This window comes from Paucibacter sp. TC2R-5 (assembly GCF_025717605.1).
GTDB lineage: Bacteria > Pseudomonadota > Gammaproteobacteria > Burkholderiales > Burkholderiaceae_C > Paucibacter_A > Paucibacter_A albus.
In genome coordinates, this window is record NZ_JAJIRQ010000001.1 from 730875 (window position 1) to 746834 (window position 15960).

Annotated in this window: 13 protein-coding genes and 1 other RNA gene; 7 read left to right on the forward strand and 7 right to left on the reverse strand. The window is 60.7% G+C overall.

The window, feature by feature from the left end; translation table 11 throughout:
* Positions 1-95 precede the first annotated feature (95 nt).
* From rpsA to gyrA, 7 genes are all read right to left on the reverse strand, one after another.
* Positions 96-1817 (reverse strand): 30S ribosomal protein S1, encoded by a 1722-nt coding sequence (gene rpsA / locus LNV08_RS03110; protein ID WP_263532173.1) that lies wholly within the window; start codon positions 1815-1817, stop codon positions 96-98.
* A 168-nt stretch (positions 1818-1985) separates the two neighbouring features.
* The gene (locus LNV08_RS03115) at positions 1986-4013 is read right to left on the reverse strand and encodes a bifunctional 3-phosphoshikimate 1-carboxyvinyltransferase/cytidylate kinase (RefSeq protein ID WP_263532174.1); all 2028 of its coding nucleotides are present in this window, start codon (positions 4011-4013) and stop codon (positions 1986-1988) included.
* Positions 4014-4059: 46 nt separating this feature from the next.
* Positions 4060-4941: a prephenate dehydrogenase gene (locus tag LNV08_RS03120; protein WP_263532175.1), complete on the reverse strand. Its 882-nt coding sequence runs from the start codon at positions 4939-4941 to the stop codon at positions 4060-4062.
* 14 nt (positions 4942-4955) lie between these two features.
* Positions 4956-6101: a prephenate dehydratase gene (gene pheA, locus LNV08_RS03125; RefSeq protein ID WP_263532176.1), complete on the reverse strand. Its 1146-nt coding sequence runs from the start codon at positions 6099-6101 to the stop codon at positions 4956-4958.
* Positions 6094-7215 (reverse strand): 3-phosphoserine/phosphohydroxythreonine transaminase, encoded by a 1122-nt coding sequence (gene serC / locus LNV08_RS03130; protein ID WP_263532177.1) that lies wholly within the window; start codon positions 7213-7215, stop codon positions 6094-6096. The genes pheA and serC overlap by 8 nt, the downstream gene beginning before the upstream one ends.
* 45 nt (positions 7216-7260) lie before the next feature.
* Positions 7261-7860, reverse strand: a complete 600-nt coding sequence (locus LNV08_RS03135; protein WP_263532178.1) for a hypothetical protein — start codon at positions 7858-7860, stop codon at positions 7261-7263.
* 14 nt (positions 7861-7874) lie between these two features.
* Positions 7875-10544 (reverse strand): DNA gyrase subunit A, encoded by a 2670-nt coding sequence (gyrA, locus tag LNV08_RS03140; protein WP_263532179.1) that lies wholly within the window; start codon positions 10542-10544, stop codon positions 7875-7877.
* Positions 10545-10811: 267 nt separating this feature from the next.
* On the opposite strand from gyrA, the gene ompA reads away from it, so the two are divergent.
* The 7 genes from ompA (at position 10812) to LNV08_RS03175 (ending at position 15950) form a co-directional block, all read left to right on the forward strand.
* The gene (ompA, locus tag LNV08_RS03145; protein WP_263532180.1) at positions 10812-11471 is read left to right on the forward strand and encodes an outer membrane protein OmpA; all 660 of its coding nucleotides are present in this window, start codon (positions 10812-10814) and stop codon (positions 11469-11471) included.
* A 143-nt stretch (positions 11472-11614) separates the two neighbouring features.
* Positions 11615-12319, forward strand: a complete 705-nt coding sequence (ubiG, locus tag LNV08_RS03150) for a bifunctional 2-polyprenyl-6-hydroxyphenol methylase/3-demethylubiquinol 3-O-methyltransferase UbiG (protein ID WP_263532181.1) — start codon at positions 11615-11617, stop codon at positions 12317-12319.
* Positions 12301-13014: a phosphoglycolate phosphatase gene (gene gph, locus LNV08_RS03155; RefSeq protein ID WP_263532182.1), complete on the forward strand. Its 714-nt coding sequence runs from the start codon at positions 12301-12303 to the stop codon at positions 13012-13014. The genes ubiG and gph overlap by 19 nt, the downstream gene beginning before the upstream one ends.
* A 13-nt stretch (positions 13015-13027) precedes the next feature.
* Positions 13028-13399: a transfer-messenger RNA gene (gene ssrA, locus LNV08_RS03160) on the forward strand.
* A gap of 117 nt (positions 13400-13516) precedes the next feature.
* Positions 13517-14461: a DHH family phosphoesterase gene (locus LNV08_RS03165; RefSeq protein ID WP_263532183.1), complete on the forward strand. Its 945-nt coding sequence runs from the start codon at positions 13517-13519 to the stop codon at positions 14459-14461.
* A gap of 12 nt (positions 14462-14473) precedes the next feature.
* The gene (locus tag LNV08_RS03170) at positions 14474-15271 is read left to right on the forward strand and encodes a helix-turn-helix transcriptional regulator (RefSeq protein ID WP_263532184.1); all 798 of its coding nucleotides are present in this window, start codon (positions 14474-14476) and stop codon (positions 15269-15271) included.
* Positions 15272-15383: 112 nt separating this feature from the next.
* The gene (locus LNV08_RS03175; RefSeq protein WP_318014092.1) at positions 15384-15950 is read left to right on the forward strand and encodes a YbhB/YbcL family Raf kinase inhibitor-like protein; all 567 of its coding nucleotides are present in this window, start codon (positions 15384-15386) and stop codon (positions 15948-15950) included.
* Positions 15951-15960: the final 10 nt, after the last annotated feature.

The window sequence follows — 15960 nt, forward strand, 5'->3', positions numbered from 1 at the left end:
TCATAAAAAAGGCCCGCACTCCCTGAGGAGGCGGGCCTTCTTGACTTGATTCGAAACTTGGCCCGACCAAACAGGTCGCGCCAAAGAGTTTCGATTTAGCCTTGGTTGTCCAGCTTGGCGCGCAGCAAAGCGCCCAGGCTGGTGGTGCCGGCGTTTTCACGCTCGGCTGTGGCCGACAGACGCTGCATAGCTTCTTGATTGTCGGCGTTGTCCTTGGCCTTGATGGACAACTGGATGTTGCGAGTCTTGCGGTCGATGCTGACGATCAGCGTTGAGACTTCGTCGCCTTCCTTCAGCATGGTGCGGGCATCTTCCACGCGGTCGCGGGAGATTTCCGAAGCGCGCAGATAACCCAGCACTTCGTCGGCCAACTCGATCTCGGCACCGCGTGCGTCAACCGTCTTGACCTTGCCAGTCACGACCATGCCGCGGTCATTGACCGTGGTGTAGGAGGTGAATGGGTCGCTGTCCAACTGCTTGATGCCCAGGGAGATGCGCTCGCGCTCGACGTCAACGGCCAAGACCAGGGCTTCGACTTCTTGGCCCTTCTTGAAGTTGCGCACAGCAGCTTCGCCAGTCTCGTTCCACGACAGGTCGGACAGGTGCACCAGACCGTCGATGCCTTGAGCCAGGCCAACGAACACGCCGAAGTCGGTGATCGACTTGACGGGGCCCTTGACGCGGTCGCCGCGCTTGACGGTTTCAGCGAAATCTTCCCAAGGATTGGCCTTGCACTGCTTCATGCCCAGGGAGATGCGACGCTTGTCTTCGTCGATTTCCAGGACCATGACTTCGACTTCATCACCCAGGGTGACCAGCTTCGAAGGAGCAATGTTCTTGTTCGTCCAGTCCATTTCGGACACGTGCACCAGACCTTCGATGCCCGGCTCGATTTCAACGAATGCGCCGTAGTCAGCGATGTTGGTGATCTTGCCGAACAGGCGGGTGCTGGTTGGGTAGCGACGTGCCACACCGAACCATGGATCGTCGCCCAACTGCTTCAGACCCAGCGAAACGCGGTTCTTCTCGGCGTCGAACTTCAGGATCTTGGCGGTCAGTTCCTGACCAACAGTGACCACTTCCGATGGGTGACGCACACGACGCCATGCCATGTCGGTGATGTGCAACAGGCCGTCGATACCGCCCAGGTCCACGAACGCACCGTATTCGGTGATGTTCTTGACCACGCCCTGAACGATGGCGCCTTCGGCCAAAGTTTCCAGCAACTTGGCGCGCTCTTCGCCCATCGAAGCTTCGACCACAGCACGACGCGACAACACGACGTTGTTGCGCTTGCGGTCCAGCTTGATGACCTTGAACTCCATGGTCTTGCCTTCGTACGGGCTCATGTCCTTGACCGGACGTGTGTCCAGCAGGGAGCCTGGCAGGAAGGCGCGGATGCCATTGACCAGAACGGTCAGGCCGCCCTTGACCTTGCCCGACACGGTACCGGTGACGAAGTCGCCCGATTCCAGAGCAACTTCCAGCGACAGCCACGAAGCCAAACGCTTGGCCTTGTCGCGCGACAGGATGGTGTCGCCGTAGCCGTTTTCGATTGCGTCGATGGCGACGGAAACGAAGTCACCGATTTGAACTTCCAGCTCGCCCTGGTCGTTCTTGAATTCTTCGATTGGCACGTAGGCTTCGGACTTCAGGCCGGCATTGACGACCACAAAGCTGTGCTCGATACGGACCACTTCGGCGGAGATAACTTCACCGGCGCGCAGGTCGGAACGCTGCAGCGACTCTTCGAACATGGCGCCAAAGGAGCCAGCTTCGAACGAAGTAACTTCGGCGAGGTTTTTGATTTTTGTCATGGTGTTTCCTGTGTCGGCGCGGCCAAGGCGTTTGACGGTCCGACTGTGGGTGTCTGACGTTTGACCGTCGGACGGGTTAGGTTGTGGATATCGCCGACTGCAGCGAACCTTGGCTTTGCACCAGGCTCAAAAGCCGAAGTCGGCGGGTTTCATTGAGCCTTTTCCGAATCAACGCTGATCCGAAAAAGGCCCCGCCTTGGCCCACCAAGCCAACACCAAATCCTTTGATTCCTCAATGGACAGGGCCGAGTTGTCGAGCGCCAGCGCATCTGCGGCAGGGGCTAGTGGCGAGGCCTTGCGGGATTTGTCCTGCAAGTCACGCGCCTCCAAATCTTGACGCAAGCCCGCGATACTAGCCGAAATCCCCTTGGAAATCAATTGCTTATAGCGCCGCTCGGCCCTGGTTTCGGCCGAAGCTGTGAGAAAAACCTTCAGTGCAGCATCCGGGAACACCTCCGTGCCCATATCGCGGCCGTCGGCCACCAGGCCCGGCAGGCGACGGTAGTCGAGCTGCAACTGGTTCAAAGCGTGGCGCACTTCGGTGTGGGTGGCAACCTTGGAGGCCAAGAGGCCGGTGGTTTCCAGGCGCAGCGCTTCGGTGATGTCGACCTCGCCCAGCGTCACGCGGCCTTTGCGGAAATGCAGGTCCAGCCGGGCGGCGATGGCCGCGACCGCTTGGCCGTCGTCCAGATCGACGCCGGCGCGCTGTGCGGCGAGGCCGCTGGCGCGGTAGAGCATGCCGGAGTCCAGTACCACATAGCCCAATGCGTGAGCCACCTCGTCGGCCAGCGTGCCCTTGCCGGACGCGGTCGGGCCGTCTATGCAAATGACGGGAATGTCTTTGCTGCGAGCCTTGCTGACCTCGAACAGCGTTTCGAAATAGTCAGGAAAAGTCTTGGCCACGCAATGTGGCTCGAGAATTCGCACCGGCACGGCCGGGCTGGTTTTGCCCGCTACCAGGCCGTTGAAAGCCGCCAGCGAAAAGCACATGGCGATGCGATGGTCGTCATAGGTGTGGACGCTGGCCGCCTGCCAGCTCAGCAGCGGGTGCACCCGCAGCCAGTCCTGGCCTTCTTCGACGGTGGCGCCAAGCTTGCGCAACTCGGCCGCCATCGCCGCGATGCGATCGGTTTCCTTGACCCGCCAGCTGGCGATATTCGTCAACGTGGTCGGGCCGTCGGCATACAGCGCCATCACCGCCAAGGTCATCGCCGCGTCGGGGATGTGATTGCAGTCCAGGCTGATGCCGTGCAATGGCCAGGCCCCGCGCCGAACTTCCAGCCAGTTAGGGCCGGCTTCGACGCGCGCACCCATCGCCTGCGCCGCCTCGATGAAACGCACATCGCCTTGCAGCGAGGCGCTGCCGACGCCCTCGATGCGCAGCGGTGCCTCGGTGGCGGCCAGCGCGCCCAGAGCCACGAAGTACGAGGCCGAGGACGCATCTCCCTCCACATGCACCGCGCCCGGCGAGCGGTAGCGGCTGCCGGCGGGGATGGTGAAGCGCTGCCAATCTTCCCTCTGCACCTGGATGCCGAAGCGCTTGAGCAGCTCCAGCGTGATGTGGATATAGGGTTTGGAGATCAGCTCGCCAACCACCTCGATCACCACGTCCTGCTCGCTTGCCACCAAAGGCAAGGCCAAGAGCAGGGCGGTCAGGAACTGGCTGGACACATCGCCGCGCACCTTGACCGGCTGGGCCAAGTCAAGTTTGGATGGACCGGTGAGCTTCAAAGGCGGATAGCCTTCCTGACCCAGGCAGTCAATTTGGCAGCCGAGCAGACGCAAGGCGTCGACCAGGTCGCCAATCGGCCGCTCATGCATGCGGGCGACGCCGCTGAGTTCGAACTCACCGCCTTGGGTGGCGGCCAGCAGGGCTAGCGCGGCGGTCAGCGGGCGCATCGCCGTGCCGGCATTGCCAAGGAAGAGCTGCGCCGCATCAACCGTCAGCCGCCCGCCGAAGCCTGTGACTTGCAACACGCCGTGGTCGGAGGTTTCGAGTCGGCAGCCCAGCGCTTTGAGCGAATCCAACATGACGGCGGTGTCGTCACTGTCCAGCAGGTCGTGCACTTCGGTCACGCCCTCGGACAAACCGGCCAGCAAGAGCACCCGGTTGGAGATGCTCTTGGAGCCGGGTAAGCGCACGGTGCCGCCGGCACTTCGCAGTGGCGGCAGGTCGAGGAATGGAATTTTGAACATGGCTATCGAGAAAAGTTTGAGAGGCCGCAGAACAGCCGAGCGCGCCCTATTTGGGCTGCCGCGGAGCAGGCAAGGCCCATTGCGCGCGCGCTTCCGAGATCAGGCGGATACGGGCTTCCAGGCCGGTGGCGTCGTCATCCTTCAGCAGCGCTTCGATCGCGTCAAGTGCCTGGCGGAATCGTTGCGACTGAATCAAGACCTCGGCCTTGTTGGCCATCAGGATGTCGCGCCATACCGCCGGCTCACTGGCGGCGATCCGTGTAAAGTCGCGAAAACCCGGGCCGGCCAGGCTCAGATAGTCGCGACCCGCCGGTTGCGCTGCGACCGATTGGAAATAAGCAAAGGCGAGCAAATGCGGCAAATGGCTGACGGCAGCGAAGGCTGCGTCATGATTTTCCGGCGTCATCTTGAGCACTCGTGCACCCAGCGCCGACCAGACATCGGTGGCGCGTTGCACCAGGTCAGCGTTGGTCTGTGGCAGAGGCGTCAGGATGACTTGGCAGTCGTTGTACAGCCCGGCATCGGCGTTTTGGACGCCGCCCGACTCTTTGCCGGTGATCGGGTGGGCCGGCACAAAGGCATCGATCTGCTTGCCCAAGGCGCGTTTGGCGGCGCTGACGACGTCGCCTTTGGTCGAGCCGACGTCCATCACCAGCACGTTCGGATTGACCATATGGCGGATCGCCTTCAGCGTCGCCTCGGTCGCCGATACCGGCACCGCAATCAGCACGATGTCCGAGCCCGACACGGCCAACAGCGCTGATTCTGCCGCCACATCGATGACGCCCAGGCGTTTGGCCATCTCGGTGGTTGACGGCGACTTGCTATAGCCGACCACGCGCTTGACCAGGCCCGCTTTCTTCAGCGCCAAGGCGAATGAGCCGCCCATCAGGCCGCAGCCGATCACGCCGAGTTGATTAAAGAACATCGCGGCCACTTGCCTTACGCTTTCACGGGGTAGGAGCCAATCACCTTGAAAAAGGCACTCAGCTCGCGCAACTCGGCCAAGGCCGCGGCCACATTGGGCTGCGAGGGGTGACCATCCAGATCGATGTAGAAGTAGTAGTCCCACTGGCCGGTACGGGCCGGGCGTGACTCCAGTCGCGTCATCGACACGCCGTGGGTCTTCAGCGGCACCAAGAGGTCATGCATCGCGCCGGGCCGGTTCGGCACCGAAACGATCAAGCTGGTGCAGTCATGCGCCGAAGCGGGTGGCGTGGCCATGGTCTGCGGCAAGCAGATCACGGCAAAGCGCGTGCGGTTATAGGCTTCGTCCTGCACCGCATGGGCAACGATGTGCAGGCCAAAAATTGTCGAGGCACGCTCGCTGGCGATCGCGGCCCAGGCCGGGTTGGTGGCCGCCAGCCTTGCGCCTTCGGCATTGCTGGACACCGCTCGTCGCTCGGCATTGGGCAGATGCTTGGCCAGCCAGTTCTGGCATTGCGCCAGCGCTTGCGGGTGGGCCAGCACGGCCTCGATGCCGTCTTGCGAATTGTCCAGCCGCATCAGGTTGTGGCGGATCAACAAGCTGACCTCGCCGACCACATGGGTGGGGGTGTGCAGGAACAAGTCCAGCGAGCGTGTCACCACGCCCTCGGTCATGTTCTCGACGCCGACCACACCGTACTGCGCGCTGCCCGAGGCGGTGGCGTGGAAGACCTCATCAAAGCTATTGCAGTAAATCAGGTCGGCGGCGCCGCCGAAATATTCGATTGCCGCCTGTTCGCAAAACGTGCCCAAGGGGCCGAGCACGGCGACGCGCTGTGGGCTTTCCAGCGCCAGACAAGCCGACATGATTTCGCGCCAAATTGCACTGACATGCTCGGCCTTCAAGGGGCCGGTATTGGCAGTTTTGATCTTCTCGATCACCTGCGCCACGCGGTCGGGGCGGAAGAAGGGGGAGCCTTCGCGGCGCTTGATCTCGCCGACCTGCTCGGCCACATGGGCGCGTTCGTTCAGCAGGGTCAGGAGTTGTGCGTCAAGCGAATCGATTTGCTGACGCAGTGCCAGCAGTTCGGGCGCTGCCGTGTTGTTGGCCGTTTGCACGCCCGTCGTTGCAGCTGATTGTTCAGCCGGTACTTCAGCCATATTGAGCCTCAAAGTCCTTCAAATACGCCACCAGCGCTTGCACGCCTTCGAGTGGCATGGCGTTATAGATCGATGCACGCATGCCGCCCACGGACTTGTGGCCCTTGAGTTGCAGCAGTTGTCGCTCTTTCGCTCCGGTCAGGAAGGCTTGAGTGAGTGTCTCGGTATTGAACTTGCCGCTCAGGTAGAACGGGATATTCATGCGTGAGCGGCAATCCACCGCTACACGGTTTTCAAACATTGCAGATGCGTCCAGCGCTGCGTACAGCAACTGCGCCTTGTCGATATTGCGTTGCTCGATGGCGGCAACGCCGGTTTTGCCGGCGTAGCTGAAGCGCTTGAGCCACTGGAACACCAGGCCGGCGACATAGATGCCAAAGGTCGGCGGCGTGTTGTACATGGACTTGGCCTCGGCCACGACCTTGAAATCAAAGGCCGATGGGCAAATCGACATCGCGTGACCGAGCAGGTCTTCGCGCACAAAGACCAGGGTCAGGCCAGCTGGGCCGATATTCTTTTGCGCGCCGCCAAAGGCCAAGCCCACCCGCGACCAATCAATGCTGCGCGAGAGTTGATGCGATGAGCAGTCGATCACCAAGGGCGCGTCGCAGCCCAGCGCCTTCAGATCGGGCAATTCGTGGAACTCGACGCCGTCAATCGTTTCGTTGGAGCAGAGGTGGACGTAGGCCGCCTCACGGCGCAATTGCCAGGTGCTCAGGGCGGGCAGGGTGGTGAACTTGCTGTCACTACCGCTGGCCGCCACCGCGGCATCGGCATAACGCTTTGCTTCTTCGGCGCTTTTCTTTGACCAGGAACCGCTGACCACAAAGTCGACCTTGCCGCCTTTGGATAGGTTCATCGGCACGATCGCGTTCTCGGCCAAGCCGCCGCCCTGCATAAACAGGATGCGGAAATTGGCCGGCACCTGCAGCAGCTCGCGCAGATCGGCCTCCGCCGCTGTGGAAATCGAGGTGAACTCCGCACCGCGGTGGCTCATTTCCATCACGCTCATGCCTGAGCCCTGCCAATCCAACATCTCCCCGGCCACTTGTCTCAGCACCTCTTCAGGCAAGGCGGCGGGGCCGGCGGAAAAATTGAAGGGGCGAAGGCTCATCTTTTCAGGGCGGGGGCAAGAGCAGGGCTAAGGGCGAGGAAGAAATTACTTTTTGGCGGGCGGGGCGGCCGGTGTGGCGGGCTTGGGCGCCACGCCCAGTTGTTTGGCGATGCTCTGCTGCAAGGCTTTGAACTTGGTGTCCAGGCCAGGGCCGACCTCAGCCATCAGCTTTTGACCCAATGCGTTTTGCATCTCGGCACCGATTTGCTGGTACTTTTTGCTGGCTGAGGACTCTAACCAAACAATGATCTGCTTGAGTTCGTCTTCGCTGAACTTTTCGTCCAGCATAGGCGCCCACACGCCGGCCGACATCTTGGCGCCCTTGTCCTTCACCATGGGCACGGCCTCATCGACGAATTTGCGCACTTCGGCTTCAATCGCTTTGGCGGTGGCTTCGCGCTTCTCGGCGGGCACTTGCGTTTGCAAGGCCTGACCTGCACCTTGCATCAATTGACCGACTGGCTGCTGAATCAGCATGCGGGCAATGTTCTCGACGCCGGGTTGCTGCAGCTGAATCAGCTTGGCAATCAATTCCTTCTTGGCGGCCGACGGCGCGGCAGCAGCAGGCGTGGCAGCGGGCGTGGCAGCCTGTGCGAAACCGGCGTTAACACAAACTGCGAGGGCCGCTGTGGCCAAAATCTTCATGGACTTGTTCAAGCTTATTCCTTGTTAGCGTCGTCAGAGGCGTCACCGTTTTCGGTGGATGCGCCGTCAGTGGTTTCGGTGTCGAGGGTGTTGCCTTCATTCGCATCGTTTTCGACGATGCGTTGCAGGCCCGACAGTTTAGAGCCGTCGTCCAGTGCAATCAGGGTGACGCCCTGGGTAGCGCGACCGAGTTCACGGATTTCCGAGACCCGGGTGCGCACCAGCACACCACGGTCGGTGATCAGCATGATTTCGTCATCCGGACGCACCAGCGTCGCGGCCACCACTCGGCCATTGCGCTCGGTCTGCTGGATCGCGATCATGCCCTTGGTGCCGCGGCCGTGGCGGGTGTACTCCAGGATGTTGGTGCGCTTGCCAAAGCCGTTTTCGGTGGCGGTCAAGACCGACTGCGTGCCGTCGTCTTCGGCCACCAGCATCGCGATCAAGCGCTGCTCGGGCTCGAGCATCATGCCGCGCACACCGCGCGCCGTGCGGCCCAGCGAGCGCACATCGTCTTCGTCAAAGCGCACCGCCTTGCCGCCGTCGCTGAACAGCATCACATCATGCTTGCCGTCGGTCAGCGCGGCGCCAATCAGGTGGTCGCCTTCATCCAGCGCGATCGAGATGATGCCGGACTTGCGCGGGTTGGCGAAGTCTTCCAGCGGCGTCTTCTTGACCGTGCCCAAGGCCGTCGCCATGAAGATGAAATGGCCTTCAGGGAAGACGCGGAATTCGCCAGTCAGCGGCAACACGACGGTGATTTTTTCGTCCTGCTGCAGCGGGAACATATTGACGATAGGCTTGCCGCGCGACGCGCGCGAGCCCTGCGGTACTTCCCAGACCTTCAGCCAGTAAACGCGGCCACGGTTGCTGAAGCACAGCAGCCAGTCATGCGTGTTGGCGATGAAGAGCTGATCGACCCAGTCATCGTCCTTGGTCTGCGTCGCTTGCTTGCCGCGTCCGCCGCGTTTTTGCGCCCGGTATTCGCTCAGCGCCTGGCTCTTGATATAGCCGGTGTGCGAGAGCGTCACCACCATATCGGTCGGTGTGATCAGGTCCTCGGTGCCGAGTTCTTGCGGGTTGTGTTCGATCGAGCTGCGGCGCGCACCGATCTTGGTCTGGCCGAACTCCAGGCGAACTTGGGTCAGTTCGTCAACGATGATGGCAGTGACGCGGGCCGGCTTGGCCAGGATGTCCAGCAAATCGGCGATCTGCGCCATCACTTCGCGGTATTCGGCAACGATCTTGTCCTGCTCCAGGCCGGTCAAGCGCTGCAGACGCATCTGCAGAATTTCGCCGGCTTGCTCGTCCGACAGGCGGTACAGGCCATCGCTCTGCAGGCCATAGGCCGGCGGCAGACCTTCCGGGCGGTAGGCATTTCGGCCGCCTTCGGTATCGCCTTCGGCGCGTGCCAACATTTCCCGCACCAGCGAGGAGTCCCAGCTCTTGGCCATCAGAGCGGCCTTGGCCACAGGTGGCGTCGGCGAGGCCTTGATGGTGGCGATGAACTCATCGATATTGGCCATCGCAACGGCCAGGCCTTCCAGCACATGGCCGCGGTCGCGGGCCTTGCGCAGCTCGAAAATCGTGCGGCGCGTCACCACTTCACGGCGATGTTCCAGGAAGACGATGATCAGCTCTTTCAGGTTGCACAGCTTGGGCTGGCCGTCGATCAGCGCGACCATATTCATGCCGAAGGTGTCTTGCAGCTGCGTCTGCTTGTACAGATTGTTCAGCACCACTTCGGGCACTTCGCCGCGCTTGAGCTCGATCACCACGCGCATGCCGGACTTGTCGCTCTCGTCCTGGATGTGGCTGATGCCTTCGATCTTCTTCTCGTGCACCAACTCGGCGATGCGCTCGAGCAAGGTCTTCTTGTTGACCTGGTAAGGGATCTCGTCAACGATGATCGATTGGCGCGAGCCCTTGTCGATGTCCTCGAAGTGGACCTTGGCGCGCATCACCACCTTGCCGCGGCCGGTACGGTAGCCGTCGCGGGCACCTGACAGGCCGTAGATGATGCCGGCGGTCGGGAAGTCCGGTGCCGGGATGATTTCCATCAATTCGTCGATGGTCACATCGGGGTTCTTCAGCGCATGCAAGCAGGCGTCGATGACCTCGTTGAGGTTGTGCGGCGGAATATTGGTCGCCATGCCGACGGCAATACCGGTCGAGCCGTTGACCAGCAAACTTGGCAGCCTTGTCGGCAGAACCAGCGGCTCGCTTTCCGAGCCGTCATAGTTTGGTCCGAAATTGACGGTTTCTTTGTCAATATCGGCCAGCATTTCGTGGGCTATTTTCGCCAAACGAATTTCGGTATATCGCATCGCTGCAGCGTTATCGCCGTCGACCGAGCCGAAATTACCCTGGCCATCCACCAACATATGGCGCATGGAGAAATCTTGCGCCATCCGCACGATGGTGTCATACACCGCGGTGTCGCCATGCGGGTGGTATTTACCAATCACATCGCCGACGATACGGGCGGATTTTTTATAGGGGCGATTCCAATCATTATTGAGCACGTGCATCGCGAAGAGCACGCGCCTGTGCACCGGCTTAAGGCCGTCTCGTGCATCGGGTAGAGCACGACCAACAATCACGCTCATTGCGTAATCGAGGTATGAACGCCGCATTTCCTCTTCGAGGCTGATGGGCAATGTTTCCTTGGCGAACTGGGTCATGCGCTTTGTGCTCGGCCCGCACCCAGCGGGGGCGGCCTGCATCGTTGGGGACAGGAACTGGCATTCTAAAGGCCTGCGGCTGTCGCAGCGACGCAACAATGCCACTTACCTTCACATCAAGCACCGCCACAATACGAAGTTATCGGTGCCCTATGGCACAATCGATGAGTCCCTAGGAGAAACCCGTACTGCGGGAGTTTCCGAGGTTTTTTTGTTCCAGTACTAGGCAATCGCAGGGCAACTGCGGCATTCCTTGAGAGGAGAATCATGAAGAAATTGAATCGAGTGGCGTCGCTTTTCGCTATCGCAGCGGTTGCCGCGTCCGGCGCCTTCGCGCAGACCACGCAGCAAACCATTGATAACTGGCGCGCTACTGATGGCACCGCTGTCAAGAACGGTACCAACGAGCTGTGCTGGCGTGACAGCAACTGGACGCCTGCTACGGCACTCCAGGAATGCGACGGCGCTTTGAAGCCAGCTGTCAAGGCCGCTCCAGTTGAGCCAACACCTGCTCCCGTGGTTGCACCTGTTGCACCTAAGCCAGTGGTTGTGCCTCCAAAGCCAACCAGCGAGAAGGTGACTTTCGCTGCTGACGCATTCTTCGACTTCGACAAGTATGTGTTGAAGCCAGAAGGCAAGACTGTTTTGGCTGACCTGTACGGCAAGACCAAGGCTCTGAACCTGGAAGTCATCATCGCCGTCGGTCACACTGACTGGATCGGTACTGAAGAGTACAACCAGAAGTTGTCGGTCCGTCGCTCCGAAGCCGTCAAGGCCTATTTGGTGAGCTTGGGCGCCGAGAAGAACCGCGTCTACACCGAAGGCAAGGGCGAGAAGGCTCCTATTGCTGACAACAAGACTGCAGAAGGCCGCGCCAAGAACCGCCGCGTTGAGATCGAAGTGGTCGGTACACGCGACACCAAGTAATCAGTTAACAAGCGCCTAGGCGCTTGGTTTTCTGAAATTGAAAGCCCCGCTGACGCGGGGCTTTTTCGTTGGGGAGACCGGCTTGTGGCTTTAGGGTCCAAGCTGGCGTCCAACTGTCGAATTCAACCCGCTACGATTGCGCCATGATGATCAATGCAGACCCTCAAGAACTCGCCAAATTTGGCGACCTGGCCCACCGATGGTGGGACACCGAGAGCGAATTCAAGCCGCTCCACCAAATCAATCCGCTTCGCCTGGACTGGATTTGCAGCCTCAGCCCCTTGAGCGGCAAGCAAGTGCTGGATGTGGGCTGCGGCGGCGGAATTCTGAGCGACTCGATGGCCCGCCGCAACGCGCAGGTGTTGGGTATTGACCTGGCAAGCAAGGCGCTCAAAGTTGCGCAGCTGCACGCGATGGAAGCCGGCACCGAGGGGGTTGAATACCGTGAAATTGCCGTGGAAGCGCTGGCTGCTGAGCGGCCGGCCAGTTTCGATGTCGTGACTTGCATGGAAATGCTGGAGCATGTGCCCGATCCCGCGTCTGTCGTGCGCGCTTGTGCGGACCTGGTCCGGCCCGGCGGCTGGGTGTTTTTGTCGACCCTGAATCGCAACGTCAAGTCCTTTCTTTTTGCAATTGTGGGTGCTGAGTACGTGCTCAAAATGCTGCCCGCTGGTACGCATGAATACGCACGCTTCTTGCGTCCGTCTGAGTTGGCGCAGTTTTGCCGAGAGGCTGGTTTGGAACTGCAATGCAGTCGCGGCTTGACCTATAACCCCTTTACTCAGCGCTACAGCCTGGGCTCGGATACCGGCGTCAATTACTTGTTTGCATGCCGCAAGCCACTATGAACTTGGGTATTTCTCAGAAATGGCAAGATTCACCAACTGCTGTTCAGGCTTTTTTGTTTGATCTCGACGGCACTTTGGCTGACAGTGCGCCGGATCTTGCCGGCGCGGCCAACGAAATGCGCTTGAGTCGTGGCCTGGAGGCGCTGCCCTTGGCGGTCTTGCGGCCCATGGTCGGCGCAGGTGCGCGGGGCATGCTCGACGTGGCCCTGCAAATCACGCCCGCTGACAGTGATTTTGAGGCAGTCAAGGCTGAGTTCCTGGATCGTTATGAAGCCCGCATTTCGCAGGAAACTCGGCTGTTCGATCAGGTGTTGGAGCTTCTTGATGCGCTGCAAAAAGCCGGCACGCCCTGGGGCATTGTGACCAACAAGGCCGAGCGTTTTGCCTTGCCTTTGACCCGCCATCTGGGTCTGCACGGCGCCGCTTTTGCGGTGATTGGTGGCGATACCACCGCGCATGCCAAGCCGCATCCGGCGCCGCTGCTTGAGGCGGCCAAGCGAGGCGGCGTTGATCCGCAGCGCTGCGTTTACGTGGGCGACGATGAGCGAGACATCGTAGCCGGCCGCGCGGCCGGCATGGGTACGGTGGCGGCCGGCTGGGGATATTTGGGCAATGGCAAGCCGATTGAGTCCTGGAATGCCGATATTGTTCTTTCTTCTCCGGTCGGCATCTTGAAACTGCTCGGATTGGCCTAAAATGCAAAGTTCTGGGGCCGACCAGGTTTCGACGTGGGTGCGGATCCGGAGTAGGGCATGCCGAGCACCAGTCCGCTCGTAAAACCACTGGAAACAAAGTAACTGCAAACGACTCTACGTTCGCACTCGCCGCTTAATTGCGCGTGAGCTTCTCAACGGTTGGCCAATGGGCCGGGCTTAAGTCGCAAGACTGAAGGCTGAGAAGTCATTCACATTGGCTGGTTCTGCATCGGGTTACAAGGTACAGAACAAGATTAAGTGACTGGCGGGAAGGATAGCGTGCCACTGCGCGATTCAACCGTGAGATTCAAATCAGACGGCTAAGCATGTAGAACTGCCCGGTGATGGCTTGCGGACGGGGGTTCAATTCCCCCCGGCTCCACCAATTTAAAGGCCGCCAAGGTGCGGAGAAACGCCATAGAAGGCCCCAAGTCATCGAAGACCTGGGGCTTTTTTTCTTGCCCAATCGGTGCAAGGTCAACACAAACTCGCATAACCGAATATGAAAACTATCCTGCCTTTGTCAGTTTTGTTTGCCCCATCTGTGAGCGACCCTCAGCCCTTGATTCTTTATCACGGCAAAGGCTGCTCCGATGGCTTTGCGGCGGCGCTGGCAGCTTGGATTTTTTACGAGGGCAATGCCGAGTTCATTGGCTTGGATCATGGCCAAGTTCAAACATTGGCGGATTTGCCGCCGGTTGCGGGCCGAGCGGTCTATGTGCTCGACTTTTCCTTCCCGGCGGAAATTTTGAGTGCTATCGAGGACGGCGGTGCCGCCAAGCTCGTGCTGCTGGATCATCACAAGAGCGCGGCCGAAAAGCTCTCGGGATTCAATTGCCGCTGCGGTGTGGTGCATTTCGACATGAGCAAGTCCGGCGCACGCTTGGCATGGGAGTTCTTCCATCCCGAGCAGCCCTTGCCAGACCTGGTGCGCTTTGTCGAAGACCGCGACATTTGGGCTTGGCAATACCCAGAGAGCGGCGCCTTTCTGTCGGCGCTGGACATGGAGGTCAAAGAGTTCGCCCGCTGGCAGGAAATCTCCGCCTTCAGTGCTGAGCAAGTTGAGGCTTTCATGGCGCGCGGCGCGGCGATGGACGAGAAATACCGCAAGCTGTGCGCCGACTTGGCCGAAGGCGCTCAGCCGCTGAGCTTCAATGGCATCGAAGGCTTGATGGTCAATGCACCGGGCATGTTTCACAGCCTCGTCGGCGATCTGCTGTCGGCCAAGTCCGGCACTTTTGCCCTCATGTGGAGTGCAGGGCAGGGCGGCGCGGTGAAATGCGGCCTGCGCTCACAGCGCAGCTTTGACTGCATTGCGCTGGCCGAAAGCATGGGCGGCGGCGGGCATGCGCAGGCTTGTGGGTTCAGGATGGGCGTAGAGCGCTTAACCGAGTTGCTCGGCGGCGTATTCAATGCGCGAAGCGACGGCCAAGTTGAAAAGCCCTGAATCCAATTCGGCATGACAACTGTGTTCACCGACGCCAGTGCCCAAACCATCTCTACCGCCGTGCCTCATGCGGTGCGCACAGCGACGGTGCGCGACGATCTGGTCGGCTGGGTGATGGCTGGCCATAAGCGGCTGGTGACGCCGGCCGGTGAAGTTGGCTTTGCGGCTGGCAGGGTGTTTGTGATCCCACGCCTGACGCAATGGGACATGGTCAATGAACCCCGGCCGGGCGGTCGCTATGAGGCGCGCCTGATTGCGTTTGCGCCGGCGCTGATCGAGCGCTTTCACGAGCAGTTCGGCCAGTTTGCCGGCATGCCGCCGGTGCAAGGCTGTGCCAGCTCTGCCGCCGATGAGGAATTCACCGCGATCTTTGGTCTTGCCATGTCGGCGCTCTTGTCTTCGCGATCCGACGGCAAGTCTTCAGCCGCCGTTTGTGAGCACCGGGCGCTTGGCGTCTTGCTCTTGCTGGCGGAACGCGGCCTGGTGTTCTCGGCCACCCGCGAGTTGGCTTGGGGTGACCGGGTCCGTCGTTTGGTTGGTCAGCGGCCGCAGGCGAATTGGTCATTGAACGAGGTGGCGGCAGCCTTCCACCTGAGCGCCAGCACCTTGCAGCGTCGCCTGGCCGACGAGTTGCTGACCTTCAGCCATTGCATTCGCGAGGTTCGATTGGAGACCGCGATGGCCTTGCTGCAAGATTCGGCGCTGCAGGTTTCCGAGGTCGCGGCTCGTTGTGGCTACGACTCCCACAGCCGGTTTTCGGCCGCGTTTCGTGAGCGCTTCGGGTTTACGCCGTCCCATCTGCGGCCTTGATCGAGTGGCCAAATTTGCAAGCTTGCGCTATGGCGCACAGCAATTGAGGCCTGCGGGCTAGGGCTAGGCGGCATGTCGGCGCACCATAGCGCTTCTGCCAATTTTTGAAAGTATGACGATGAAAAGCATCCTCCTGGCCAGCGCACTGATCGGCGCCTCCTCCCTCATTCACGCCGCCGGCTTCCAACTCAGCAGCCCCGAGATCAAGGCCGGCAGCGTGATGGACCAGAAGTTCGAGTTCAACGGCTTTGGGTGCTCGGGCGAGAACAAGTCGCCCGCGCTGCAATGGAGCGGCGCACCCGCCGGCACCAAGTCTTTTGCCGTGACGGTGTATGACCCCGACGCACCCACCGGCTCGGGCTGGTGGCATTGGTCGGTCATCAATCTGCCGGCCGAAACCACCTCGCTGGCGGCCGACGCCGGTCTGGTCGGCGGGGCCAATCTGCCCAAGGGCGCCAGCCATGTGCGGATTGACTATGGCGTAGCCGCCTGGGGCGGCACCTGCCCGCCGCAAGGTGATAAGCCGCACCGCTACATCTTCACCGTGCATGCGCTCAAGACCGAGAAGCTGGAGATCCCGGCCGACGCCACCGCCGCATTGGCCGGCTACATGATCAACGCCAACGCGCTGGGCAAGGCCAGCTTCACGGCCCACTACGGGCGCCCCAAGGCGCAGTGAATCTGGCGCC

Bases quoted from the DNA above. Each gene is read 5' to 3' on its own strand.
- rpsA (WP_263532173.1), bottom strand. From the start codon at position 1,817: ATGACAAAAATCAAAAACCTCGCCGAAGTTACTTCGTTCGAAGCTGGC.
- LNV08_RS03115 (WP_263532174.1), bottom strand. From the start codon at position 4,013: ATGTTCAAAATTCCATTCCTCGACCTGCCGCCACTGCGAAGTGCCGGC.
- LNV08_RS03120 (WP_263532175.1), bottom strand. From the start codon at position 4,941: ATGTTCTTTAATCAACTCGGCGTGATCGGCTGCGGCCTGATGGGCGGC.
- pheA (WP_263532176.1), bottom strand. From the start codon at position 6,101: ATGGCTGAAGTACCGGCTGAACAATCAGCTGCAACGACGGGCGTGCAA.
- serC (WP_263532177.1), bottom strand. From the start codon at position 7,215: ATGAGCCTTCGCCCCTTCAATTTTTCCGCCGGCCCCGCCGCCTTGCCT.
- LNV08_RS03135 (WP_263532178.1), bottom strand. From the start codon at position 7,860: ATGAAGATTTTGGCCACAGCGGCCCTCGCAGTTTGTGTTAACGCCGGT.
- gyrA (WP_263532179.1), bottom strand. From the start codon at position 10,544: ATGACCCAGTTCGCCAAGGAAACATTGCCCATCAGCCTCGAAGAGGAA.
- ompA (WP_263532180.1), top strand. From the start codon at position 10,812: ATGAAGAAATTGAATCGAGTGGCGTCGCTTTTCGCTATCGCAGCGGTT.
- ubiG (WP_263532181.1), top strand. From the start codon at position 11,615: ATGATGATCAATGCAGACCCTCAAGAACTCGCCAAATTTGGCGACCTG.
- gph (WP_263532182.1), top strand. From the start codon at position 12,301: ATGCCGCAAGCCACTATGAACTTGGGTATTTCTCAGAAATGGCAAGAT.
- LNV08_RS03165 (WP_263532183.1), top strand. From the start codon at position 13,517: ATGAAAACTATCCTGCCTTTGTCAGTTTTGTTTGCCCCATCTGTGAGC.
- LNV08_RS03170 (WP_263532184.1), top strand. From the start codon at position 14,474: ATGACAACTGTGTTCACCGACGCCAGTGCCCAAACCATCTCTACCGCC.
- LNV08_RS03175 (WP_318014092.1), top strand. From the start codon at position 15,384: ATGACGATGAAAAGCATCCTCCTGGCCAGCGCACTGATCGGCGCCTCC.